Source organism: Nocardia sp. NPDC051832 (assembly GCF_040681285.1).
Lineage (GTDB): Bacteria > Actinomycetota > Actinomycetes > Mycobacteriales > Mycobacteriaceae > Nocardia.
In genome coordinates this window covers 37,395-60,719 of record NZ_JBFAYL010000002.1, presented here as the reverse complement: position 1 = coordinate 60,719, position 23,325 = coordinate 37,395, and the positions used below count along the sequence as shown (strand labels likewise).

21 protein-coding genes are annotated in these 23,325 nt (G+C 67.4%); 9 read left to right on the top strand and 12 right to left on the bottom strand.

The features are described from left to right. Positions 1-103: 103 nt before the first annotated feature. Entirely contained in the window at positions 104-2,056 is a 1,953-nt protein-coding gene (locus AB0M14_RS09925; protein ID WP_364991668.1) for a restriction endonuclease, read from the top strand. A gap of 48 nt (positions 2,057-2,104) precedes the next feature. On the opposite strand, the gene AB0M14_RS09920 is transcribed toward AB0M14_RS09925, so the two are convergent. Next, the gene (locus AB0M14_RS09920) at positions 2,105-2,935 is read right to left on the bottom strand and encodes a helix-turn-helix transcriptional regulator (RefSeq protein WP_364991666.1); all 831 of its coding nucleotides are present in this window, start codon (positions 2,933-2,935) and stop codon (positions 2,105-2,107) included. A gap of 113 nt (positions 2,936-3,048) precedes the next feature. Between AB0M14_RS09920 and AB0M14_RS09915 the strand changes: the two genes are divergently transcribed. Further along, the gene (locus AB0M14_RS09915; RefSeq protein ID WP_364991663.1) at positions 3,049-3,936 is read left to right on the top strand and encodes an NmrA/HSCARG family protein; all 888 of its coding nucleotides are present in this window, start codon (positions 3,049-3,051) and stop codon (positions 3,934-3,936) included. 9 nt (positions 3,937-3,945) lie between these two features. On the opposite strand, the gene AB0M14_RS09910 is transcribed toward AB0M14_RS09915, so the two are convergent. From AB0M14_RS09910 to AB0M14_RS09875, 8 genes are all read right to left on the bottom strand, one after another. Next, positions 3,946-4,842: a TIGR03619 family F420-dependent LLM class oxidoreductase gene (locus tag AB0M14_RS09910; protein WP_364991660.1), complete on the bottom strand. Its 897-nt coding sequence runs from the start codon at positions 4,840-4,842 to the stop codon at positions 3,946-3,948. Between the two features lie 21 nt (positions 4,843-4,863). Continuing rightward, positions 4,864-6,315: an MFS transporter gene (locus AB0M14_RS09905; protein ID WP_364991657.1), complete on the bottom strand. Its 1,452-nt coding sequence runs from the start codon at positions 6,313-6,315 to the stop codon at positions 4,864-4,866. 235 nt (positions 6,316-6,550) lie between these two features. After that, on the bottom strand, positions 6,551-7,975 hold the full coding sequence (locus AB0M14_RS09900; RefSeq protein ID WP_364991655.1) for a nitrilase-related carbon-nitrogen hydrolase: 1,425 nt from the start codon (positions 7,973-7,975) through the stop codon (positions 6,551-6,553). Between the two features lie 102 nt (positions 7,976-8,077). Beyond that, the gene (locus AB0M14_RS09895; protein ID WP_364991652.1) at positions 8,078-8,299 is read right to left on the bottom strand and encodes a hypothetical protein; all 222 of its coding nucleotides are present in this window, start codon (positions 8,297-8,299) and stop codon (positions 8,078-8,080) included. Between the two features lie 52 nt (positions 8,300-8,351). Continuing rightward, positions 8,352-9,119, bottom strand: a complete 768-nt coding sequence (locus tag AB0M14_RS09890; RefSeq protein ID WP_364991649.1) for a 3-oxoacyl-ACP reductase — start codon at positions 9,117-9,119, stop codon at positions 8,352-8,354. A 7-nt stretch (positions 9,120-9,126) separates the two neighbouring features. Further along, entirely contained in the window at positions 9,127-10,488 is a 1,362-nt protein-coding gene (locus AB0M14_RS09885; RefSeq protein ID WP_364991645.1) for an aldehyde dehydrogenase family protein, read from the bottom strand. Positions 10,489-10,507: 19 nt separating this feature from the next. Then, positions 10,508-11,233, bottom strand: coding sequence for a gamma-glutamyl-gamma-aminobutyrate hydrolase family protein (locus AB0M14_RS09880; protein ID WP_364991641.1), 726 nt, complete (start codon positions 11,231-11,233; stop codon positions 10,508-10,510). After that, a complete protein-coding gene (locus AB0M14_RS09875; RefSeq protein ID WP_364991639.1) occupies positions 11,214-12,578 on the bottom strand; it encodes a glutamine synthetase family protein in 1,365 nt (454 codons plus the stop codon). Before AB0M14_RS09875 ends, AB0M14_RS09880 begins: the two co-directional genes overlap by 20 nt. Positions 12,579-12,762: 184 nt before the next feature. On the opposite strand from AB0M14_RS09875, the gene AB0M14_RS09870 reads away from it, so the two are divergent. The 4 genes from AB0M14_RS09870 to AB0M14_RS09855 all read left to right on the top strand — a co-directional run bounded on the left by AB0M14_RS09870 (position 12,763) and on the right by AB0M14_RS09855 (position 15,995). Then, positions 12,763-13,161, top strand: coding sequence for a helix-turn-helix transcriptional regulator (locus AB0M14_RS09870; protein ID WP_364991636.1), 399 nt, complete (start codon positions 12,763-12,765; stop codon positions 13,159-13,161). Then, entirely contained in the window at positions 13,161-13,943 is a 783-nt protein-coding gene (modA, locus tag AB0M14_RS09865) for a molybdate ABC transporter substrate-binding protein (protein ID WP_364991633.1), read from the top strand. The genes AB0M14_RS09870 and modA overlap by 1 nt, the downstream gene beginning before the upstream one ends. Positions 13,944-14,190: 247 nt before the next feature. Beyond that, positions 14,191-14,949 carry a molybdate ABC transporter permease subunit gene (gene modB / locus AB0M14_RS09860; protein WP_364995615.1) on the top strand — a complete coding sequence of 253 codons (759 nt, stop codon included), beginning with the start codon at positions 14,191-14,193 and terminating at the stop codon, positions 14,947-14,949. Next, on the top strand, positions 14,946-15,995 hold the full coding sequence (locus tag AB0M14_RS09855) for an ABC transporter ATP-binding protein (protein WP_364991631.1): 1,050 nt from the start codon (positions 14,946-14,948) through the stop codon (positions 15,993-15,995). Before modB ends, AB0M14_RS09855 begins: the two co-directional genes overlap by 4 nt. 127 nt (positions 15,996-16,122) lie before the next feature. Here the strand turns inward: AB0M14_RS09855 and AB0M14_RS09850 are convergent, their stop codons facing one another. After that, complete coding sequence (locus AB0M14_RS09850) at positions 16,123-17,634, bottom strand: phosphatase PAP2 family protein (protein WP_364991627.1); 1,512 nt, start codon at positions 17,632-17,634, stop codon at positions 16,123-16,125. A gap of 532 nt (positions 17,635-18,166) precedes the next feature. Here AB0M14_RS09850 and AB0M14_RS09845 point away from each other — a divergent pair. Both AB0M14_RS09845 and AB0M14_RS09840 read left to right on the top strand, forming a co-directional pair. Beyond that, a complete protein-coding gene (locus AB0M14_RS09845) occupies positions 18,167-20,821 on the top strand; it encodes a discoidin domain-containing protein (protein ID WP_364991624.1) in 2,655 nt (884 codons plus the stop codon). Positions 20,822-20,892: 71 nt separating this feature from the next. Next, entirely contained in the window at positions 20,893-21,336 is a 444-nt protein-coding gene (locus tag AB0M14_RS09840) for a nuclear transport factor 2 family protein (protein WP_364991621.1), read from the top strand. Positions 21,337-21,398: 62 nt separating this feature from the next. Here the strand turns inward: AB0M14_RS09840 and AB0M14_RS09835 are convergent, their stop codons facing one another. Together AB0M14_RS09835 and AB0M14_RS09830 are read right to left on the bottom strand one after the other, a co-directional pair. After that, the gene (locus tag AB0M14_RS09835) at positions 21,399-21,737 is read right to left on the bottom strand and encodes a transglycosylase family protein (protein ID WP_364991619.1); all 339 of its coding nucleotides are present in this window, start codon (positions 21,735-21,737) and stop codon (positions 21,399-21,401) included. Positions 21,738-22,060: 323 nt separating this feature from the next. Then, positions 22,061-22,972, bottom strand: a complete 912-nt coding sequence (locus tag AB0M14_RS09830; RefSeq protein WP_364991616.1) for an NADP-dependent oxidoreductase — start codon at positions 22,970-22,972, stop codon at positions 22,061-22,063. 143 nt (positions 22,973-23,115) lie between these two features. Between AB0M14_RS09830 and AB0M14_RS09825 the strand changes: the two genes are divergently transcribed. Beyond that, positions 23,116-23,319 carry a hypothetical protein gene (locus AB0M14_RS09825; RefSeq protein ID WP_364991614.1) on the top strand — a complete coding sequence of 68 codons (204 nt, stop codon included), beginning with the start codon at positions 23,116-23,118 and terminating at the stop codon, positions 23,317-23,319. Positions 23,320-23,325: the final 6 nt, after the last annotated feature.

Sequence of the window (23,325 nt, the reverse complement as noted above, 5' to 3'; positions counted from 1 at the left end):
TAGCGGTGGTACTGGGATTCATAAGGAAAGTCATCACATGAATAATGTAGGCCGTAGTCAGGGTGTCGGCGGTAGCTCACCTTGGCAACAGCGGAAGACGTCCATGCCACATCTTCCTGGCGGATTCGACGGCTACCTGACTCGTCTACGGACAATCCTTGAGACACTGACCACCCCGCAACCTCGTGATGAGAAGATCCCGTGGCCGTCGGCCGATTCGGCGATTTCCGCTGCTGAGGTTGCAAATCATCTCGCTCCAGCTGGACTCGTCCAACGGAATAACGACGGGACAATCGTGGCGACCGATCAGGCTCGTCGTTGGCTCGCATCACAAGATCACGCCGAGCTAGTCGGCGCCCTCCATACCAATCTTCGTTTCATCGGAGAGCTGATGTACGAGATCTCCGGCACTGGACTCACCGTGTCTGAGATCAACGACGTGGCCAACCAGTACTACTACCTGGGGTGGCAATCACTCGACCCCGTTCAGCGACGGTGCTATTGGCTGCGCGCATCGGGCATGGCCGAGCTTCTGTTCACCGGCAAAGTCATTCTCACCGCTCATGGTCGAGAGGTGCTCACACATTTGAAGTTGGCCTGTCCCAGGGATTTTGAGTCACAGGCAGCAGTGCTACTTGAGGACTTGCCGCAGCTAATGCCAGCTACATCAAAGGTCCTAAAAGATCTTGATCAAGGACTCCTTGAATCTCGCGTGACCGCAGGGCTGAACCATGTCCCGAAAGGAGCGAAGCACAGCTTGATCAGTTCGCTAGCTGCTCAAGTAGATGCTGCTACTCCACGGATCGAGCGAGGCGCTTTCATAGAGTTTTGCGCATCCGAGTTCCGAGCCAAACCCTCATCTGCCATATCAGCACTCGATGCCGTCCGGAACGCGGGGCTATTTATCCAGGTCGACCGCGCTGCATTTGAGCCATCCGAAGCCGCTCGGGCGTGGCGGGCATCCGGCCTCGGTCTCGATCTTGTCGGGATTGTCCACGCACACATCCGTTGTGTCGGCGAGCTGCTTCCCCTGCTTGATGAGACCCGAACAGTCGGAGAACTGAGTGGTGCTATCGAGTCAACCTACCCCGGCCTGTCGTTCGGAATAGGTGCATTGCGCAATCGACTCCACCTCCTGCGAGAGGCCGGTCTCATTGAGCAACCTACGAACACATCGTTTCGCGTAACCCCACTGGGACGGACTTTCGCAAGGACACTCCCCCTGGAGGCCGCACCCAACGTCGAGCAGGAATCGTCTGACGTGATAGCGGCTGCACCCGAGGACCCTACTCTGGCTACACTTTTCGACTCAGCCACCGACGCTGCGCACTCTGAAAGACTCGAAAAAGCGGTCACGGCTGTGTTCCAAGAGCTGGGATTGGATGTAAGGCACATCGGCGGCCAGGGGCAAACCGACATTTTGATAACCATACGTCAGAGCCCGACAGAGTCGATTCGAATCATCATTGATACCAAGGCTTCCAAGTATCCGTCGATCCTCGAAACCGCTGTGGACTTCGGCACCTTGGAGGAACATCGGGTCAAATACGGCGCCACACACGTCGCGCTTGTCGCCCCCGGGTTCGATACCGGTCGTGTCCGCAGTCGTGCGGCCAAATCAGGTTGTGCCCTGATCACCATTCAAGATCTCGCAGACATACTTTCAAGATCTCGTTCGGAACCACTCACACCGGTCGACCTGATCCCCCTCTTCTCCGCTGAGTATGAGGGTGATCTATGGGGTGAGGCTGATCGCCGGGCTGAGGTGCTGAACGCCGTCATCACCGCAGTTGCAGATGAGTCGGAGTATGTGGCGGAGACTGGCCGCAGCTTCGACCAGTACGACATCCATCGTGCCTTGCGTCGTGCGATCCAACCGTCGCCAAGCATGGACGAAGTTACCGCTGCACTGGACCTCCTGGCCTCCCCACTTGTCGGCGGTGTCTGTAAAGGCACAAAGGATGGCTACCTGCCGGGGCTCCCGGTCGAGTCGGTCGGTGCGCGGTTGTCCGCCCTCGCTTTCGCGGTGCAACGTTGTTGGCGCTCTTCAAATTAGCGGGGATAGCTGCCCCACGCACCGATCTCGATACAACTTCTTCGACCATCACGTGTTCAGGTAAGTGTGGATGCGTTCGCGGTCGCTGTCGGTTGCCGGAAGTTGGGCGACGAGTAGCAGTTCCGGGTTCTCTACCAGCCGCAGTTGGAATAGTTCCAGGTCGATCGGCCCCGCCTCAGGGTGGTCGATGCCGATGGTGGTGGCCTGGAAGTCCTGAACCGGGTACTCCGACCACCAGGTGCGGAATTCCGTACTGGCAGCGGATAATTCAGTGACCACCTGCATCAGGCGTGGATCGCCGGGGGTGTTGCCGAGCAGCACCCGGAACTGACTGAGGATGGCCCGCGCGGCAGCTTCCCAACGGCGCATCATGGCACGGTTACGTTTGTCGGTGTACATCCACCACAGCAGATTCCGGCGTTCAGGCGGCAACGCGCCCGGGTCGGTGCGAATCCGGCTGAACGCCGCATTCCAGACGACGAAATCCAGCCGGGCATCGTGCACCACCGCCGGCGACGGATGCATCGCGTCGACCAGCCGCTGCAGGCGCGTGATGCCCTCCCCCACTTGATATTTCACCACCGGATCGGCGAGTCCGGCGAGACGGCGGAGCTGACGGTGCTGCACCGGTTCCAGGCGCAGGGCCCGCGCCAGCGCGTCCACCACCTGCGGGCTGGCGGCGATCTTGCGGCCCTGTTCCAGCCAGGTGTACCAGGTCAGGCTGACCCCGGCGAGTTCGGCGACTTCCTCGCGCCGCAGGCCCGGGGTGCGCCGGCGGCCGGGCTCCAGATCGCCGGGCAGGCCGACATCGGCGGGGCGCAGCCGGGAGCGGTGCGCCTTGAGGAAATCGGCCAGCTCGGCGCGATGGTTGTCCTTCATCCCGAGATCCCTTTGTGGGTAGCAGTATTGGTGCCAGGACCAGACCGCCACTCGTCTCTAACGTTCTAGTCATCAGGTGATCGACACCGATCACCACCGACAAGGAGCATGACATGAGTAACAACAAAGGACCGGTTCTGGTAATCGGAGCGACCGGGCAGCAGGGCCGGGCAACCACCCAGCAGCTGCTCGAACGGGGTTGGGACGTACGGGCTTTCGTCCGCAACCCGCAGACGCCGGCGGCGCTGGCACTGCGTGACGCGGGTGCGGATCTGACCGTCGGCGATCTCGACGACATCGACTCGGTGCGGGCCGCCATGACCGGCGCGTACGGGGTCTTCATGATGCTGACCATGATGGAAGGGGTACACATCACCGCCGAAGGCATTGCGGCGGAACAGCGCCGGGGCAAGGCGGTGGTCGAGCTGGCACGGGAGCTCGGCGTCGAGCACTTCGTCTACAGCTCGCTCAAGGGCGCGGGAGAGAACTCCGGCGTGGAGTACTACGCGGCCAAAGAGGCGATCGAGGGGTACATCCAGGAGGCCGGACTGCCCGCGACCATCCTGCGGCCGGTGTTCTTCATGGACAACTTCCACGCGTTCAACCGGCCGGTCCGCAACGAGAACGGCGACATTCTGGTGAATCTCGCGGTGCGGCCCGATATTCCGATGGAGCTGATCTCCGTGCACGACATCGGCGCGTTCGCCGCCATCGCCTTCGATCGTCCCGCGGACTACCTGGGCCGCACCGTGCCGATCTCGGGCGACCGCCTCACGCCCCCGCAGATCGCCGAGGTCTTCGGCCGGGTCGCGAACCTGCCCGCGCACAGCAACCAGATCCCGGTCGACCAGGTCAAGGCGTTCGACGAGCAGGTCGGAAAGATGTTCGCCTACTTCAACGAAGGCGCCGACGAGCCGATCGACCTCGCACCCTTGCGCGAGCACCACACCGGCCTGCTGGATCTGGAGACCTGGTTGCGTACGAACAACTGGAAGCCGTGACCCGTGCGATCAGCCGAGCAGGTCGAGCAGCCGGTGGGCATCCTCGAGCAGGTTGTCCACCGAGGCGGACACGTAGGTCAGGTCGAGGAAGAAGTCGTCGAAGCCGGACTGTTCGGCGGTGCGCCGCACCGCCTCCGCGACCTGCTCGAGCGGGGTTCCGGCCTTCACGTTGACCCGGACGATCGTCTCGATCGCCGCGGGCGCACGACCGGCCCGCTCGGCGGCGGCGTCGACCACGCCGCGCAGTTTACGCAGCTGCGCACCCCACTCCGGCGGGCCGGGCACCGGAACCACCGGCAGCCAGCCATCGCCCCGGCGGCCGATGCGTTCCATCGCCGCCGGTGTGAAAGCGGCGAGATGGATCGGCGGACGCGGCTGCTGGACCGGCTTCAGTTCGGTGCGATGCCGCGGCACCGACACCAGGCTGCCCGCGTACTCGGCGGGATCGGTGGTCCAGATCGCTTCCAGCGCATCGAGAGTCTGCTCCAGCCGCGCGCCGCGCTTGCTGAACGGCACGCCCGCCGCCTCGTACTCCTCAGGCGACCAGCCGATTCCGAAGCCGGGGATCAGGCGGCCGCCGCTGGCCACGTCCAGTGTGGTCAGCGCACGCGCCAGGACGGCGGGCGGATACAGCGGCGCGATCAGCACATTCGCACCCAGGCGCACCCGCTCCGTGGCCGACGCCGCCAGTGCGAGGGCCAGGAACGGATCCAGCACCTGGTTGAATTCCGCCGGGATGGTGGGGGATCCGCCGTAGCCGACCTTGGGGTCGGTCGCCGCGATCAGCCGGTCGCCGACCCAAAGGCTCTCCGCGCCCGCCTTTTCCATCGCCGCGGCGAACTCCGGGATCCGACTCGCTTCCCGGGCGTGCCTACCGATCTGCGGTAACGAGAAACCGATCTTCATGGCACTGTCGTACCAGGTTTCTCAGGCCGGGGCGGGAGCGGGTGTGGCCGGGCCGGACTCGTCGGCATCGGGACCGATCGCGTCGAGGACAGCGGTGTCCTTGATCGGATCGAGCACCGCGGTATTCGTCACTGCCGCAACCGGAACCGGGATCTCCTCGTTCTCCGCGTCCGGAACCTCGGTGCCGCGCAACGACGTTCCGGCGGTCTCGCGCAGGAAGGTCCACGCCACCAGCCCGATGAGCGAGGCGCCGATCATGTACGCCGCCGGGAACAGCGCCCAGCCCGTCTTCTCGATCACCGCCTCGTTGACCAGCGGCGCGGTGCCGCCGAACGCGGCGGTGGACACGTTGTAGCCGAGCGCGAAGCCGGCGTAGCGCACATGCGTCGGGAAGATCGCCGGGAACGTCGAGCTGATGGTCGCCAGCTGCGGCACGTAGAACAATCCGAGCACGATGAAGCCGATGACCGCCCAGACGATGCCCTGACCCATCAGCCAGTACATCGGCAGCGCGAGCACGATCAGGCCGATCAGCGAGACCAGCCACATCGGCCGCCGGCCGACCCGGTCGGACAGGCCGCCGAAGAACGGCAGCACCACCATCATCACCAGCTGACCGATCAGCATCATCGCGGTGGTGGTGGAGTCGCTGACGCCGATGGTGTTCTGCAAGTAGGTCGGCTGGTAGGTGAGCAGGGTGTAGTTCACCACGTTCAGGGCCACGACCAGGCCGATCAGCGTGAGGGTTTCGCGCCGGTAGGTGGTCAGCACCTCACGCAGGCCGCCGGGCGGGTGCGGCTGGTCGGCCACCTCCTCGAACACCGGGGACTCGTCCAGCCGGGCGCGCAGGTACCAGCCGATCAGGCCGAGCGGCACCGCGATCAGGAACGGGATGCGCCAGCCCCAGTCGTGCATGGCGTCCGAGCCCAGGACCAGCTGGCAGGCCAGCACCGTCGCCGAACCGCCGACGAAGCCGAACAGGGTGCCGAACTCCAGGAAGCTGCCGAAGAAGCCACGTTTGCGGTCGGTCGCACATTCCGCGAGATAGGTTGCGGCGCCGCCGTATTCGCCGCCGGTGGAGAAACCCTGTACGACCCGCATCAGGATCAGCAGGATCGGGGCGGCGACGCCGATGGAGGCGTGCGTGGGGATCAGGCCGATCGCGCCGGTGGCGGCGGCCATCAGCAGAATCGTGGTGCCCAGGACCGCTTTGCGGCCGATCCGGTCGCCGATCGGGCCCCAGACCATGCCGCCGAGCGGGCGCAGCAGGAAGGAGACGGCGAAACCGAGCATCGTGCCCAGCGTGCCGAGTTCACCGGGGAAGAACGCGTCCGTGAGGTAGGTGGCGGTAGCGGCGTAGACGCCGTAGTCGAACCACTCCGTGGCGTTGCCCATCGCGGAAGCCGCGACGGACTTGCGTAATTGTTGCTTGGCTTCCGGACTCTCCGGCTCGGCGGCTGTGGACGCGGTCATTCGTACCTCCTTCGGCCCGCTCCCCCGCGGACCTACCTCGGTTCTCCCCGGCCGGGCCTCCCGGATTTCGAGAGTGCACGGCACCGAACCAACCGATACCCATGTTTGCTGGACAGCAAACACCGGGTCACCGCAGAGGGGTGAATGGCACAGGTTCTGACCTGCGCAATCCGGCAATAATGTGAGCCCGGTCACATGCAGGATGTGGCATGCCGCCCGAAGATCGACCGCATGGCTAATCGCGAGCGCCGGAACGGCGGATTCGACCGGTCACGGCGACGAGGAGGGCCGCGGCGCACAGGGCGACACAGAGCCAGCCGAACCAGTCGCCGAAGCGGGCGTAGACGGTCCGGGATTCGGTGAGCGGAAGCGTGGCGAGCACGGACCGGGTGACGCCGATATCGGTCGCCGCGGCGGCATGGATCCGGCCGCGCGCATCGCTTGCTACATGTTCGCCAAGTTGCGGTGCGCGGGCCACCGCAACACCTGATTCGATGCCGCGCAGGACCGCCATCCGGCTGTGCAGCCAGGCATCGACGGTGAAGTCGAGGGCCGGCACCAGCATCAACGTCGCACCGCGGCGGGCGTTCTCGCGTACCAGCGCCGGTCGGTCCAGGTCGAAACACACTGCGAGAGCCCACGGCTCACCCGGGACCCGCTGCCACTCGGTGCCCGGCTCGAGGTCATCCTCCAGACCGGTGATCAGGTAGTGCTTGGCGTATTCGACGCCCGAGGGGTAGTCGATGGCGGCGTTCACACTGTGGCCGTCGCGAGTGAGAATCAGCCCGGCGACGATATGGATGCCACGGCGGGTGGCCAGCTCGGTCAGCGGTGCGCCGAGTACGGGAAGGCTGGATTCATCTGCACGCCAAGCTTTTTCCGGGAGCACGACGACTTGCGCGCCCTGGTCGGCGAGCCGCTCGATCTCGGAGCCGACCCGGCTGATCATGTCCCGGCCCGCGGCCGAATCGACCGCCACGTACTCCGGCGGCTGGGAAACCGCGAGCAGGCCCACTCGCACCGACTTCCCGGGCTGCGGCGCAGCCAACTGCCAGACGCCGAACGCGCAGGTCGCGGTGAGCACGACGGCGGCTGCGGCACCGACCCGGATTCGTTGCCGCCGAGGTATCCCCGACGTGGCGATCAGCCCGATTACCGCCGGTACCAACAGGATCAGGAAGCTGATCCCCCACGGACCGGTCAGCGACGCGGTCTGGAGCAGCGGCAGCACGCCGGCTTGGGTGTAGGCGAGGCTCCACCACGCGCCGAACAGCTCGGTCAGCGCGAGCAGGAATTCGAACGCGACCCAGGTCGCCGGAAGCGCCAGCACCGCGAACATCGCGTGCCCGCGGCGGAGCAGCGCCCGCCACAGCACCACTGCCCCGGCGTACACCAGTGCGGAGATCCCGATCAGCGCAACGGCATTCGGCACCGGCTGCTCGACCGTCCGCACCAGGTACGACCAGAAGCTCGCCAGCGCACCGGCCAGCCAGGAGCCGAACCCGATCAGGAACGTCGCCTTCGCCGACAGACGCGGCGCGACGAGCAACACCGGCAACGGAGCGAGCACCGCCAACCCCGGCACCGGATTCAGCCCGAAACCGAAGCGCCACAACACCGCCGACGCCGCGGCCGCACCGGCCGCCCACCACCACTTCATCGCTCGTCCCTCCAGATCACCTGCTGGAGGGATCCTCGCGAGGCGCATCGCACCCGCGCATCACCCTGGAGTGCTAGATCCCGAGCCGCGGTGCGGACCGCGTCAGAGCAGGTCCGCGCCGCACTTCGGGCAGGCGCGAAGTTTGTAGAACGGCGACTCCGCGGGCAGGCAGCGGTCACAGAAACCGGAGTGGCACTGGGTGCAGATCAGGAACCGGACGGCGAAATGTTCGGGGTCGGCGCGGGCAACGGGGTTGCCGCCGGGGATCACCGAGATCGACAGCATGCGACGGCAGCCGTCGCCTGCGCAGAATCGGACGGCCATGGCGCCAACCCTCCCCGAGTAGTTCACCTTTCTACTAGTGGAATCGGTTGCCCTACAGCGGTGTTACATAGGCTCCGGCGATTCCACCGTCCACGAGGAATTGCGACGCGGTGATGAACGAGGCGTCGTCGCTGGCGAGAAAAGCCACGGCAGCCGCGATTTCCTCGGGCTCGGCGAACCGGCCCACCGGGATGTGCACGAGACGGCGAGCGGCGCGTTCCGGGTCCTTGGCGAACAACTCCTGCAGTAGCGGGGTGTTCACCGGGCCGGGACACAGGGCGTTGACCCGGATGCCCTGGCGCGCGAACTGCACGCCGAGTTCGCGGCTCATGGCGAGCACGCCGCCCTTGGAGGCGGTGTAGGAGATTTGCGAAGTAGCCGCGCCCATCACCGCGACGAAGGACGCGGTGTTGATCACCGACCCTTTCCCGCGCTCCAGCATGTGCTCGATGGCGTACTTGCTGCACAGGTAGACCGAGGTCAGGTTCACCTCCTGCACCCGCCGCCAGGCGTCCAGGCCCGTGGTGAGGATCGAATCATCCTCCGGCGGTGAGATTCCCGCGTTGTTGAAGGCGATGTCGAGTCCGCCGTAGGTGTCCACGGCCGTCTGGAACAGGGCACGCACCTGGGTCTCGTCGGTGACGTCGACCTTGACGAAGGTGCCCCCGACCTCCCCGGCGGCGGCTTCACCGGTGCCCGCGTCGATGTCCGCGACAACGACTTTCGCTCCTTCGGCGGCGAAGCGCCGCACGGTGGCGAGACCGATGCCGCTGCCGCCGCCGGTTACCACGGCGACTCGATCCTGTAAGCGCTGCAACACTTCTCCTTTACTGGGTGGCGAGGAAGACGTTCTTGGTTTCGGTGAAGGCCAGGGCCGCGTCGGGCCCGAGTTCGCGGCCGAGGCCGGACTGCTTGTAGCCGCCGAAGGGAGTCCAGTACCGCACCGAGGAGTGCGAATTCACCGACAGGTTGCCGGCTTCCACACCGCGTGCCACCCGCAGGGCGCGACCGACGTCATTGGTCCAGATGGAGCCGGACAGGCCGTAGTCGGTGTCGTTGGCGATACGCAGCGCGTCGGCTTCGTCCTCGAACGGGAGCACCGCGACGATCGGGCCGAAGATCTCCTCGGTGAGGATGCGGTCGGCGGGTGCGTCCGGCAGCACAACCGTTGGCGGATACCAGAATCCGGGTCCATCCGGCTTGCCGCCGGTGAACGCGACCTTGGTCGACGGTTCGACGAACGCGGCGACTCGTTCGCGATGCGCTGCCGAGATGAGCGGTCCCATCTCGGTGGATTCCGCCGCCGGGTCACCCACCCGCACACCCTGCACCGCCGGTTCCAGCAGTTCGAGGAAGCGATCGAAGACGCTGCGCTGCACCAGGATTCGTGACCGCGCACAACAGTCCTGACCGGCGTTGTCGAACACACCGTACGGCGCGGTGGCGGCGGCCCGTTCCAGATCGGCGTCGGCGAACACGATGTTGGCGCTCTTGCCGCCCAATTCGAGGGTCACCCGCTTCACCTGATCGGCGCAGCCCGCCATGATCTGTTTGCCCACCTCGGTGGAACCGGTGAAGACCACCTTGCGCACGCCCGGGTGCGTGACGAAGCGCTGCCCCACCACCGATCCCTTGCCCGGCAGCACCTGGAAAACGTGCTCCGGCAGACCCGCTTCCAGCGCGAGCTCACCGAGCCGGATCGCGGTAAGCGGGGTCAGCTCCGCGGGTTTCAGGACGACGGCGTTGCCGGCGGCCAGCGCGGGCGCGAATCCCCAGGCGGCGATCGGCATCGGGAAGTTCCACGGGACGATCACCCCGACCACGCCGAGCGGTTCGTGGAAGGTGATGTCCACACCGCCCGCTACCGGAATCTGGTGACCCAGCAGGCGTTCGGGCATGCCCGCGGCGAAGTGCAGCACATCGCGGGCGTTGCCCGCCTCCCAGCGCGCGTTGCCGATGGTGTGCCCGGCGTTGGCGACCTCGAGCTGGGCGAGCTCCTCGAGATTCGCGTCGATCGCCTCGGCGAACTTGCGCAACAGCCGGGCTCGGTCCCCCGGCGCGACCTCGCGCCAGTCCCGCGCCGCCCGCTGGGCCCGTTCGACCGCGGCATCCGTTCCCGCGGCATCCACGAGTTCGACTGTCGCGACTACCTTTTCGGTCGCCGGATTGATCACCTCGGTTGTCGTCACGCCACTCCTTTCCACACACTCACCCGAACCTGTTCGTCGCCGCGTCGACCAGCGCGCGCATCAGCCGGTCGTCGGAGGTGTCGGCCTCCGGATGCCACTGCACGCCGATCAAGAATGGATCGCCGGGAATCTCGATGGCCTCGATGGTGCCGTCGGCGCTGTGCGCCACCGCGGTCAGACCGGGCGCCAGCTGCTCGATCGCCTGGTGATGGTGGCAGTGCGACTTGGTTTCCGGTCCGATCAGGTCGGCGATCGCGCTGCCCGGCGTGGTCAGCACGCGGAGCACCGTGAAGGAGTCGGGACCGCCGGAGTGTTCCTCGTGGCCGACCACATCGGGCAGGTGCTGAATCAGCGTGCCGCCCAGCGCGACATTGATCAGCTGTAGTCCACGGCACACGGCCAGAATCGGCAGACCCGACGTGCGCGCGAGGGCGAACAACTCGAATTCCGACTCGTCCCGGTCCAGCCGGGAGTAGCCGAGCGCCTGTTCCAACGGCCGGCCGTAGCGCGCCGGATCGATATCGGCGCCGCCGGTCAGCACCAGACCGTCGAGCCGGTCCACCAGCTCCGGGCGGGCGACACCGGTGGGCGGCAACAGCACCGGGATTCCGCCCGCGCGCTCCACCATGGTGGCGTAACCGATGGGCAGGACGGCGCTTTCGGTGTCCCAGGTGCCGAACCGCGCCCGCTCCCGGTAGGTGGGCAGGCCGATGAGCGGACGCCGGTCAGAGCCGTTCGAACCCACGGATGCGCTCCCAGTCGGTGACAGCGGCGTCGTACGCGTCCAGCTCGACGCGCGCCGCGTTTCGGTAGTGGTCCACCACATCATCACCGAAAGCGGTGCGCGCGAGCTTGCTCTCGCCGAACAACCGGGCCGCGTCCCGCAGCGTGCTGGGTACCCGGGGCCGCTGCGAGCGGTAGGCGTTGCCGTGGAATTCCGGTTCCAGCGGCAGCCGGCGTTCGATTCCGTGCAGGCCCGCCGCGATGATCGCGGCCACCGCGAGGTAGGGGTTCACGTCGCCGCCGGGGATCCGGTTCTCCATGCGCAGCGACGGGCCCGACCCGACCACGCGCAGCGCACAGGTGCGGTTGTCCCGGCCCCAGGCCAGCGCGGTCGGCGCGAAGCTGCCCGCGACGAAACGCTTGTAGGAGTTGATGTTCGGCGCCAGCAGGAAGGTGAATTCGCGCAGGCAGTCGAGTTGCCCGGCCAGGAAATGCCGCATCAGCGCGGACATCTCACCGTCGGACCCGTCGGCGAAGACCGCCGCGCCGCCGGTGCTGCGCAGGCTCAGATGGATGTGGCAGGAATTGCCTTCCCGCTCATCGTATTTCGCCATGAAGGTAAGGCTGCGACCCTCCTGCGCGGCGATCTCCTTCGAACCGGTCTTGTAGATGCTGTGGTTGTCGCAGGTGATCAGCGCTTGGTCGTACTTGAAGGCGATCTCGTGCTGGCCGGGGTTGCACTCCCCCTTGGCCGACTCCACATACAGTCCCGCTCCGGCCATCTCCTTGCGGATGCGGCGCAGCAGCGGTTCGATACGGCCGGTGCCGAGCATGGAGTAGTCGACGTTGTATTGGTTGGCCGGAGTCAGGCCGCGATAGCCGTTGTTCCACGCGGATTCGTAGGTGTCGTCGAAGACCAGGAATTCCAGTTCGGTGCCGACGAAGGCTTGCAGGCCGTGCTCGGCCAGCCGATCCAGCTGGGCCCGCAGCACCTGCCGGGGCGAGACCGCAACCGGCGTCCCGCTCGGCTGCACCTGTTCGACATCGCAGAGCACCAGCGCGGTCCCGGGCCACCAGGGCAGCAGCCGCAGCGTGCTCAGGTCGGGGCGCAGCACGAAATCGCCGTAGCCGGTATCCCAGGAGGACATCGCGTAGCCGTCGACGGTGGTCATCTCCACGTCCACCGCGAGCAGATAGTTGCAGGCCTCGGTCGCGTGCCCGATCACCTCGTCCAGGAAATACTGTGCGGCGCAGCGCTTTCCCTGCAACCGGCCCTGCATATCGGTCATCGCGACCAGGACGGTGTCGATGTCGCCCGACTCCACCCGCACCCGCAACTCCGCCAGCCCCAGCATCCCCGATCGCATCCCAGGCCCCTCTCGGCGTCCAACCCGCTGCTCACGCTAAAGGAATTCCGGCCGGTGCGTGCGACGGACACGAAATTCCCCGGGGTCCGGCTGTCGCATCCGCCAAGCAGCGGGCAGTCCCAGACGCTCACATTCGGAGATATCAAGCATTGTTCCCCGCAGATGCGGATGTAGAGTCCTATCCGTGTCGTATTTGCGGATCAGCGAGGCTGCGGCGCTGCTAGGTGTCAGTGACGACACCGTGCGGCGCTGGATCGAGCAGGGCAAACTCACCGCGATCCAGCTGGAGAACGGGCGCAAGTGGTTGAGCGGGCGCGAACTCGCGGAGTTCCTGCGCACCCGCGCCGACGCGCCCGAACCCGGCGTGACGGTCGCGGCCTCGGCCCGCAACCGGATGCGCGGGATCGTCACCCGGGTCGTCAAGGACCGGGTGATGGCGCAGGTGGAGATGCAGGCCGGTCCGTTCCGGCTGGTGTCGCTGCTCAGCGCGGAATCGGTCGAGGAGCTCGGGCTCGAGGTCGGCAGCGTCGCCGTCGCGTCGGTGAAGTCGACACATGTCGTAGTGGAGATACCGGAAAGTTGATGCGGACAATGATGCGTACGGGTGTGGCGATGGTGGCGGCGGGACTGGCCGCCGCGCTGGTGACAGGTTGTGGATCCGACGACTCGGCCGCGCCCGCGGATCAGGTGTCGGGCACGGTCACGGTGTTCGCGGCAGCCTCCCTGACCGAGACGTTCAAAGAACTCGGCACCCGATTCGAGGCCGCGCACCCCGGCGTGCGAGTCGTCTACAGCTTCGGCGCGAGCTCTGCGCTCGCCCAGCAGCTGCAACAAGGCGCGCCCGCGGACGTCTTCGCCTCCGCGGCGCCCAAGAACATGCAGCAGGTGGTCGACAAGGGCGAGATCACCGCCAACCCGGTCACTTTCGTGCGCAACCGCCTGGAAATCGTGGTGCCCAAGGGCAACCCCGGCCGGATCACGGGCCTCGCCGACTTCGGCAAGTCCGAACCGAAGCTCGCACTGTGCGCCGAGCAGGTGCCCTGTGGAGCGGCGGCCGCCACCGTCTTCCAGGCGGCCGGCGTCACCCCGCAACCGGACACCCGCGAAACCGACGTCAAGGCAGTACTGACCAAGGTGACCCTCGGCGAAGTAGACGCCGCCCTGGTCTACCGCACCGACGTCCAAGCCGCCGGTGACAAGGTCGAAGGCATCGACTTCCCAGAATCCACCAAGGCCGTCAACGACTACCCCATCGCTCCCCTGGCCAAGGCCCCCAACCCGGCCACCGCCGCCGCGTTCGTCGAATTCATCCGGTCGGAGCAGGCCCGAGCGGTGTTCACCCAGGCCGGATTCGACACACCGTGACCCGAGCCGTCCGCACCCCGTCGAACGACACACAGTCGAGCGGCACCCCATCGAGCGGCAGCCTGTCGAGCGGCAGGCGGTCGGATGTTTCGGCTTGCCTTCGGTGTGCCCGGCGAGCCTGCTTGGCTGGGGGCGCTCACGCTGGTGACGTGTACCTGTGACCGAGGTGCGTGTAGATACTGGACGGTCGCTGTGGCAGCGGGCGGCGCGGCAGCGGTCGGTGCGGGGACGGCGGCCGTTGGTGCTGATGGTGCCTGCGGTGATTGGGCTGGTGTTCTTGGTGGGGCCGCTGGTCGGGCTGCTGGTGCGGGCGCCGTGGGGGACGATGCCGGATCGGTTGTTCAGTGCGGAAGTGCTTACCGCGCTGCGGCTTTCGCTGGTGTGCGCGACGCTGGCGACTGTTGTGTGCCTGCTGCTCGGGATTCCCCTGGCCTGGTTGCTGGCGCGGGGGGACGTGCCGGCTCGGGGCGTGCTGCGCGCGCTGGTGACGGTGCCGCTGGTGTTGCCGCCGGTGGTCGGCGGTGTGGCGCTGCTGTTGGTGCTCGGCAGGCGCGGGCTGGTCGGGCAGTATCTGTACGAATGGTTCGGGGTGTCTTTGCCTTTCACTACCACCGGTGTGGTGATCGCGGAGGCGTTCGTGGCGATGCCGTTTCTCGTGATCTCGGTGGAAGGCGCGTTGCGGGCGGCGGATCCGCGGTTCGAGGAAGCCGCGGCCACGCTCGGCGCGTCACGGTGGCTGACCTTCCGGCGGGTGACGCTGCCCTCGGTGCTGCCCGGAGTGATCGCGGGATCGGTGCTGTGCTGGGCGCGGGCGCTGGGGGAATTCGGGGCGACGATCACTTTCGCGGGCAACTTCCCCGGCAAGACCACCACCATGCCGCTGGCCGTCTATCTGGCCCTGGAAACCGATCCAGAGGCCGCCATCGTGCTCAGCTTGGTGTTGCTCGCGGTCTCGGTGATAGTGCTGGTGGCGTTGCGCGAACGCTGGATTCGAGGAGCCGCATGACATTGCGCGCGGAATTGGGCGTTGCCCGTGGGCAATTCCGGCTCGAGGTCGAATTCGAGGTGGCGGCGGGCGAAGTGGTGGCGCTGCTGGGGCCGAACGGAGCCGGAAAGACGACGGCACTGCGGGCCCTGGCCGGGCTGACGCCACTGACCGCGGGCAGTCTCCAGGTCGGCGAAACACTCTGGGACGCACCACCTCAGGTGTTCGTGCCGGCCGAGCGGCGCGCAGTCGGCGTCGTCTTCCAGGACTACCTGCTGTTCGCGCACCTGAGCGCGCTCGACAATGTCGCGTTCGGACTGCGCGCCCGCGGCCACCGCCGAGCCGCCGCGCGCGAACGCGCCGCCCAATGGCTCGACCGTGTCGGCCTGACCGAGCACCGCGACGCCAAACCCCGCGCCCTGTCCGGCGGCCAAGCCCAACGTGTCGCGCTCGCACGAGCTTTGGCCACCGACCCGCACCTGCTGCTACTCGACGAACCCCTCGCCGCACTGGACGCGAGCACCCGCCTGCGCGTGCGCTCGGACCTGGCCCACCACCTGTCCGACTACCCCGGCCACACCGTCCTGGTCACCCACGACCCCCTCGACGCGATGGTCCTCGCCGACCGCCTGGTCATCCTGGAGAACGGAGCGATCGTGCAGGAAGGCCCGCCAGCCGAAGTCGCCCGCCGCCCCCGCTCCGACTACGTCGCCAACCTGGTCGGCCTCAACCTCTACCGCGGCAGCGCCGACGGCACCCACGTCACCCTCGACGGCGGCGGCTCCTTCACCGTCGCCGAACCGGCCAGCGGCACAGTACATATCGCCTTCCCCCCGAGCGCGGTAAGCCTGCACCCCGCCCAACCCGCGGGCAGCCCCCGCAACACCTGGCCCGTCACCATCGCGGGCATCGAACAACACGCCCACACCACCCGAGTCCGCCTCGACGGCACCCCACCGGTCCTCGCCGACATCACCCCGGCAACAGTCGCCGAGCTCGACCTGCACCCGGGCACCGAACTATGGGCCGCCGTCAAAGCCACCGAAACCCACACCTACCCCGCCTGATCCACAACCACAACATCCATCGACCGGGACCGGGCAGCGAGCTCCAGGCTGTGGCCGAACGGTCGCTCAGCACAGAGTTCGCACTGTGACACAGGCCCGGCGAATGCATCGGGTGTGGCTCTGTGAGTCAGTCCTCGGTGCGCGGGTCGCGGTGGAAGAGGGTGAGGGTGTTGGGTTGGCTTTCGAAGACGAAATCGCGGCCCTTGTAGTCGACTTCGCCGTCGGTGGCGAGGGAGACGGAGGCTTCGGTGACCGAGACTTCGAGGCGGTGTCGTTCGTGGCGGACGTAGGTGGGTGAGCGGCCGAGGGTGCCGGTGAGGGTGGACCAGATCAGGCGGGTGCGGGAGAAGGGGATGTCGGCGCGGAGGTAGCGGACGTCGAGGGTGCCGCGGTGCAGTTCGGGGCGGGAGCGCGGGATCTGGTTGGCGGGGTGGTAGCGGCCGCTGCCGACGAAGAGCATCCAGATGGCGGTGGGCCGGCCGTCGATCATGGTGTGCAGGGGTTCGGCGCCGAGCAGGACGCGGACCATGGCGATGCCGGCGGCGGGCCACTTGCCGAGGTGTTCTTGCCAGCGTTCGCGCAGCCGAACGAAATCCGGGTAGCCACCGAGGCTCGCGGTGTTGACGAAGGTGCGCGGCTCGGCGTCGTCGGCGTGCACCGCCGCCGCGTCGCACGCCGCGACCTGACCGGTCTGCACGGCGGCGAGCGTCGCGTCGATGTCGTCGACGCCCGCGTCCCGGGCGAAATGGTTCAGCGTGCCGCCGGACAGAACGGCCAGCGGAAGCCGGTGCCGTACCGCGAAACCCGCCACCGACGAGACAGTACCGTCGCCGCCGAACACCCCGATGCCGCGAATATCGTTGCGGCTCAATCGTTCTTCGAGCTGGGTGTCCAGCCCGACGGCGGGGTCGAGCTCGATGAAGACCGCTTCGGGCAAGCGTTCGCGCAGCAGGGCCGGGTTGTAGGTGCTGCCGCCGCTGCCCACGCCGGCGTTCGGGTTGATCACCATCAGCAGACCGCGCCCGCCGACCAGCGGCTCGATCCGCTCGGCGGGCCCGAGCAGCGCCGGTTCGTCCTCGCGCACCGCCCACCACCGGTGGGTGGCCAGTGCGATACCGGAGCCGAGCGCCGCCCCCGCCACCACATCCGAGGGCCAGTGCACCCCGATGTGCACCCGCGAATATCCGACCGCGGCGGCCAGCGGCACGACCGCGACTGCCGCAGCGGGATATTCGAGTGCCACACCGGTGGCGAAGGCCGCGGCCGACGCCGAGTGACCGGACGGGAAGGACGACGACACCGGCGGTTTCACCAGCCGCCGTACGAAAGGCACCGACTCGTCCGGTGGCCGCCGACGCGGAAACAATGGTTTGGCAACACCGTTCGCGATCCCGCTGGCGAGTCCGACCGCCACGAGCCCGCGCGCACCGGCCCGGCGCGCGGCCGGGTTGCCGAGCAGGATCATGGCCGCGCCCGCGCCGATCCACAACCTGTTGTAGTTCGCGCTGGTGCTCAGCCCGCGCAGCATCCGGTCGGCGCGCGACGGCCGGACGCGCGCGCTCCGATCGACCAGCCACACATCCAGTGCGCTGGCCAGTCCGTGCGGTCCGGCGGTCTTGCGATCCCGTTTAACACGCATCGCCCCAGCCTAGCCATGATCATCCGACCCGCCATCAGCCCTGGTCAGCCCGCCCGAACGCACAATCGACAGCCGCGGCGTGGCATCATCTAACCGCTGCGGATCTGAAGCCGCGGCGCGGATCAACCACCCTGCGGCACGCACGACGAGGACTACGCGGTACCAGCACACCGCCCGGCAACGCGACGAAAACGACGCCGCACCAGCACACCGCCCGGCAACGCGACGAAAACGACGCCGCACCAGCACACCGCCCAGCAACGTAATGAGACGACGCCGCACCAGCACGCCGTGCTGCAAACGTAATGAGGACGACGCGGTACCAGCACGTCGTACGGCAAATCTTCGATGGCTACACCCGCTCAGCGGCATCGAGCGCTGAATCACCCTGTGTCAGCGCCGTGCCGGTTCGAATTCAGGCGACCGGGACGGGTTTCACAACGGGAGGTGCCAGGTGCGTTCGCAGATCCAGGCCGGTTCAGCAGCAGATCGCCGGTCTTCCGCACCACGAAGGATCGGATCCGCGCTGGCAGTGGCGGTGGTGAGCGCCGCCCTGATCACCGCGTGTGAGTCGTCCGAGCGACCTGCGGCGGTCGGATGCCCCGATGACACCGTATCGGCGGCCGGGTGGTCGCCTGCCGGTACCGGCATCGAGGCCGGGATCGATCAGCATCCGTTCGTCGGCAACGGGTATCTGGGGTTGCGGGTGCCGCCGCACGGAATGGGCTATTACGCCTCGAACGAGGCGACCGGATGGCCGCTTTACACACCCGCCTACGACGGGGCGTTCGTGGCGGGCTTGTACGGCAATCAGCCCGGTGTGGCCGATGATCGTCAGGTCGCGGCCGCGGTTCCGAATTGGTCGGCACTGCTGGTGACTGTGGGCGCGGAGCAGTTCTCGGCTGCCACACCGGCGGCGCGGATCTCGAACTTCAACCAAACCTTGTATCAGCGTTGCGGTTTGGTGCGTACGACACTGACCTGGACTACCACGGACGGCAAAGCCACCGACCTGACCTACGAGGTGCTGACCGATCGCGCCGATCAGCACGTCGGCGCGGTACGGCTGACTGCGACTCCCCGCTGGTCCGGCGAGCTGGTGGTGACCGACCTACTCGACGGCGCGGGCGCACGGCGGATGACGCAGACCGGCGGCGGCGCGCGCGACGAGCGCACCATCGGCGTCGACTTCCGCACCGACGGCACCGGCGTTGCCGGAAGCCTTGTCTCCATTCTGGATTCGGACTCGGCCCAGCCCGACCGCACGCGCGAGCCGGAAGCCCGGGACCTGTCGGTGACCCAGGAAGTGCGAATGCCGGCGCAAGCGGGCAGTTCCTACGCCCTCACCAAATACGTGGGTGTCGACACCGACCGCACCGCTACGGTGCCCGCCGCCTCCGCCTTGACCTTCGCCCGGGCCGCCGCGCACAAAGGCTGGACCGAACTGCTCGGACAAAGCGCCGCCATCTGGCGCGATCTCTGGCGCGGCGACATCGCGACGCCGGGCGATCCGGAGCTGCAATCCTGGATCCGCGGCGCGCTCTACGCCCTGTACTCCGCCACCAATCCCGCTCAGGACAACAGCCTTTCGCCGGTCGGCCTGAGCAGCGACAACTACGGCGGCCTGGTCTTCTGGGACGCCGACATCTGGATGTTCCCGGGCCTACTGCAGTTCGCGCCGACCTTGGCGAAATCCGTTGTCGAGTACCGGTTCAAGACGCTGCCCGCCGCACAGGCGAACGCCGGACGACTCGGCTACCGCGGCTCGTTCTATCCCTGGACCAGCGCCAGCAGCGGCGCTCTCGACGAATGTCACAGCTGGGATCCACCGCACTGCCTCACCCAGATCCATCTCCAGGGCGACATCTCGCTGGCCGCCTGGCATTACTACCTGGGCACCGGCGACAAAGACTATCTGCGCGAGCGCATCTGGCCGATCATGCGCAATGTCGCGGAGTTCTGGGCGTCGCGGGTGCGGCGCAATCCCGACGACAGCTACTCGATCCTCGATGTCGCCGGACCGGACGAGTACAGCAACGGCGTGAACGACGCGGTCTACACCAACGGCGGCGCGGCGCTGGCCTTGCGCAACGCCGCGCGCGCCGCCGAAATCATCGGCGCCCCAGCGCCTCCGGAGTGGACCGCGATCGCGGACGGTCTGCGCATGCCGTTCGATCCAGAACGCCAGATCTTCCTCCAGTACGACGGCTACCCGGGCACGCCCACCAAGCAGGCCGACACCGTGCTGCTCGGCTATCCGCTGGACTGGCCGATGGCACCGCGGGTGGCGGCCAACGTGCTCGAATACTATTCCGAGCGCACCGATCCCGACGGCCCGGCGATGACCGATTCGGTGAACGCCATCGACGCCGCCCGGATCGGCGCACCAGGCTGCGCGACCTGGACCTATCTGGAACGCTCCGCCCGCCCGTTCATCCGGCCGCCGTTCGCGCAGTTCGCCGAGGCCCGCGGGGCGAAGGCGGGCGCGCACGACCCGCTGGCGGGCGCGCCGGCGTTCACCTTCACCACGGCGGCGGGCGGATTCCTGCAAACGTTCACCAGCGGCCTGCTGGGACTTCGCCTGCACGACAACGAGATCGCGATCGCGCCACTGCTTCCCGCACCATCGTCCGCCGCGCTGAGTATTCGCGGAATGCACTGGCAGGGACGCATTTTCGATGCCGAGATCGGTCCCGGCGACACCCGGATCACCGTCTCGGCGGGCGCGCCGATGCCGGTGCGCACCGAGTCCGGCACACAGCTGGCCAGTATCGGGACGCCCTTGATCGTGCCGACGCGCCGACCGGATCTCGCACCAACGCAGGATCTTTCACAGTGCAAGCCGGTCCGCACCAGCTCCACCGAATCAGGACGGTACGGCGACGCCGCGGTCGACGGCAGCGCGGCGACGGCATGGGCCCCGGACGGCGCACAGGGCACGCTGACCGTCGACCTCGGCAGCAACCTCGAGATCGGCGCCATCGTTCCGCACTGGACCGAGCCCGCACCCACCGCCGCCACGGTAGCGATCTCCCCCGATGAGCAGAACTGGACAGCAGTCGAGTTCGATCCGGCGACGGGCAAGCTCGAAAGGCCCGCGTCCGGACGGTATATCCGCCTCGAGATCACCGGCTCCGACACCCAGCGCCCAGGCGTCCGGGAACTCGACGTCACCGCCCCGAACTGAGCCAGGCTCTTGCGCCACCGGCCCAGCCCTGCTCCGATTACGCACACGCACCCCAGCACATCGGAGGCCCTATGTTGTCGTTGCAGGAGATTTCGGACCGTCTGGAAATCCAGGACCTGATGGTCCGCTATTCCCACGCCGTCGACACCAGGCAATGGGACCTGCTGGACGACATCTTCACCGCCGACGCCCACATCGATTACTCGGCCATGGGCGGCGCCACCGGCGATCTGCCCTCGACCAAAGCATTCCTGGCCGCGACCCTCCCCAATTTCCCGGCCTACCAGCACCTCATCAGCAATTCCTCGATCACGGTCGACGGCGATACCGCGACCGCACGCACCATCTGCCACAACCCGATGCTCATCAAAGATCATGACGGCAAGCAGACCGTAATGTTCTGCGGCCTCTGGTATTTGGACACCTTCACCCGGGTCGACGGCGGCTGGCGCATCGCGACCCGGTCGGAGGAAAAGAGCTACATGTATCTGACCCCGCCCACACCCGGGTTCTGACAGCACGACGCCCACCGCGGAAACGCGGTGGGCGTCGATCGGCTGTCGAGCGCGGGCGAACCTCAGAGGTGCGCGCCGCACACCGGCCAGGCGCCGGGGCCCTGCGTGGCGAGCACGTTCTCCGCGACGCGGATCTGCTCCTCACGGCTGGCCTCGGACGGGCTGCCGGCACCGCCGTTGGCGGCCCAGGTGGACGGCGAGAACTGCAGGCCACCGTAGTAACCGTTGCCGGTGTTGATGCCCCAGTTACCGCCGCTCTCGCACTCGGCGACAGCATCCCAGTTGTTGCCGCCTTCGGCCGAAGCGGTGGCGGTGGACAGGCCGAACGGGACCGCCACCAGAGCGGCGGCGACCGCGGTCAGACCGAAGGCACGCGTGCTGACATTACGCATAAGCGACATAAAAGAATTCCTGCCCTGCGGCACACCGTCCCGGCGCTACTCCAGCCAGGTCCCTGCCCCCAGGGAAACTCGGGGATCCTCGGACCGCGGGGCAGGGATTCCGGCATTCGGCGGTCGAGTCAAAGCCCGTCGTTATTCGGGCCGCCAATGACGGTAACCAAGAATTGCGAGAGCGGCACATCGCGATTCGGCGCGGATGTCCGGACCGAATTTCGGACATTCCGGCATCGGCGCAAGTCGGCCCGCGTGGCGCGAGAATTACATCTTTGTCGTTATCGTCACGTTATGTGGATGAGATCACTACGAGATAGTGACCCGGCGCACTAGTTCAGGAGCAGAACGACCTTGCCGGGACCGCGGCCGTGTTCCATCTCCTGCTGCGCCAGGGCGGCCTCGCCGAGGGTGAAGGTGCGGGCCGGCGCGGGCAGCCGGAATTCGCCGGTGAGCACGCGCTCGGCGACCCGCTCGGCCAACTCGACCGGCCGCGGCCCGGACCCCCCGCTGGCGAAGGTGACGCCGAGCTGCGCCGCCGCGCCGTCGGCGATGGTGATGATCCGGTCGGTGCTGCCGCGCAGTTCGATGGCCGCGGGCAGACCACCGTGCCCCGCGGTGTCGAAGACCGCGTCTACGCCGTGCGGCGCGATCGCCCAGACCCGGTCGGCGAGCCCGTCACCGTAGGTCGTCGGTATCGCGCCGAACCCGCGCACGATCTCCTGGTTGCGGGCCGAGGCGGTGCCGATCACGAGGACCCCCTCCGCGATCGCCAGCTGCACCGCCATCGAGCCGACCGCCCCGGACGCGCCGTTGACCAGCAGCACCTCGCCCGCCTGCAACTTCAGCAGGTCCAGCACCTTGGCGGCGGTGCTCACCGCGACCGGCAGCGCCACGGCGTCGGCCCAGTCCAGCCCCTCGGGTTTGCGCGCCAGCGCGCTGCTCAGCGCGTATTCCGCGTAGCCGCCGTTACGGGCCCAGCCGAACACCTGGTCGCCGATCGCGTGCCCGTGCGCGTCGGGACCGAGCGCGTCGACGAAGCCGGCGATCTCGCCGCCGGGGTACTGCGGGAACTTCGGCTCACCGAAAACCAGTGCGCCGGATCGCATCTTCCAGTCGGCCGGGTTCACGCCCGCCGCGCGCACCGCCACCCGGACCTCGTCGCCGACCGGCTCGGGCACCGGCTTCTCGACGACGTGCAGTACCTCCGGCCCACCGAATTCGTTGAACGCAATCGCCCGCATGAGCCCACCCTATGCCTCGGGCCAGGCTTTGCGTCGAGCAACACGGGAGCATTCCGAATCCCGTTGGCCTGGTGTGCATTACGTTCAACAGCCGGGTAGAACTACTCGTGCCGGTCCCCCGGGTCCCGGCCTAACCTGGGCGCATGCAGATCCCCCGCCGGAACTCCGCTGCCAACGACGCCCGGATCCGGAATACCGACGCCGACCCGCTCGATTTCGAGTTTCGTTACCCGCCCGCGATTTTCGTACCGGAGCCCACGGCGCGGCCGCACGATCGGCTCGGTGCGCGGCAGCGCGCCCGCGATATCTACCGGGGCCGTTTCCAGTGTGAGCGCGAAGCCTCCTGACCGACC

What these genes read in the sequence shown, in the direction of transcription:
- AB0M14_RS09910 (WP_364991660.1), bottom strand. Translation starts at nt 4,842, where the DNA reads ATGAAGATCGGTTTCTCGTTACCGCAGATCGGTAGGCACGCCCGGGAA.
- AB0M14_RS09825 (WP_364991614.1), top strand. Translation starts at nt 23,116, where the DNA reads ATGCAGATCCCCCGCCGGAACTCCGCTGCCAACGACGCCCGGATCCGG.
- AB0M14_RS09840 (WP_364991621.1), top strand. Translation starts at nt 20,893, where the DNA reads ATGTTGTCGTTGCAGGAGATTTCGGACCGTCTGGAAATCCAGGACCTG.
- modB (WP_364995615.1), top strand. Translation starts at nt 14,191, where the DNA reads ATGGTGCCTGCGGTGATTGGGCTGGTGTTCTTGGTGGGGCCGCTGGTC.
- AB0M14_RS09905 (WP_364991657.1), bottom strand. Translation starts at nt 6,315, where the DNA reads ATGACCGCGTCCACAGCCGCCGAGCCGGAGAGTCCGGAAGCCAAGCAA.
- AB0M14_RS09850 (WP_364991627.1), bottom strand. Translation starts at nt 17,634, where the DNA reads ATGCGTGTTAAACGGGATCGCAAGACCGCCGGACCGCACGGACTGGCC.
- AB0M14_RS09875 (WP_364991639.1), bottom strand. Translation starts at nt 12,578, where the DNA reads ATGCGATCGGGGATGCTGGGGCTGGCGGAGTTGCGGGTGCGGGTGGAG.
- AB0M14_RS09835 (WP_364991619.1), bottom strand. Translation starts at nt 21,737, where the DNA reads ATGTCGCTTATGCGTAATGTCAGCACGCGTGCCTTCGGTCTGACCGCG.
- AB0M14_RS09915 (WP_364991663.1), top strand. Translation starts at nt 3,049, where the DNA reads ATGAGTAACAACAAAGGACCGGTTCTGGTAATCGGAGCGACCGGGCAG.
- modA (WP_364991633.1), top strand. Translation starts at nt 13,161, where the DNA reads ATGCGGACAATGATGCGTACGGGTGTGGCGATGGTGGCGGCGGGACTG.
- AB0M14_RS09925 (WP_364991668.1), top strand. Translation starts at nt 104, where the DNA reads ATGCCACATCTTCCTGGCGGATTCGACGGCTACCTGACTCGTCTACGG.
- AB0M14_RS09830 (WP_364991616.1), bottom strand. Translation starts at nt 22,972, where the DNA reads ATGCGGGCGATTGCGTTCAACGAATTCGGTGGGCCGGAGGTACTGCAC.
- AB0M14_RS09900 (WP_364991655.1), bottom strand. Translation starts at nt 7,975, where the DNA reads ATGAAGTGGTGGTGGGCGGCCGGTGCGGCCGCGGCGTCGGCGGTGTTG.
- AB0M14_RS09855 (WP_364991631.1), top strand. Translation starts at nt 14,946, where the DNA reads ATGACATTGCGCGCGGAATTGGGCGTTGCCCGTGGGCAATTCCGGCTC.
- AB0M14_RS09895 (WP_364991652.1), bottom strand. Translation starts at nt 8,299, where the DNA reads ATGGCCGTCCGATTCTGCGCAGGCGACGGCTGCCGTCGCATGCTGTCG.
- AB0M14_RS09920 (WP_364991666.1), bottom strand. Translation starts at nt 2,935, where the DNA reads ATGAAGGACAACCATCGCGCCGAGCTGGCCGATTTCCTCAAGGCGCAC.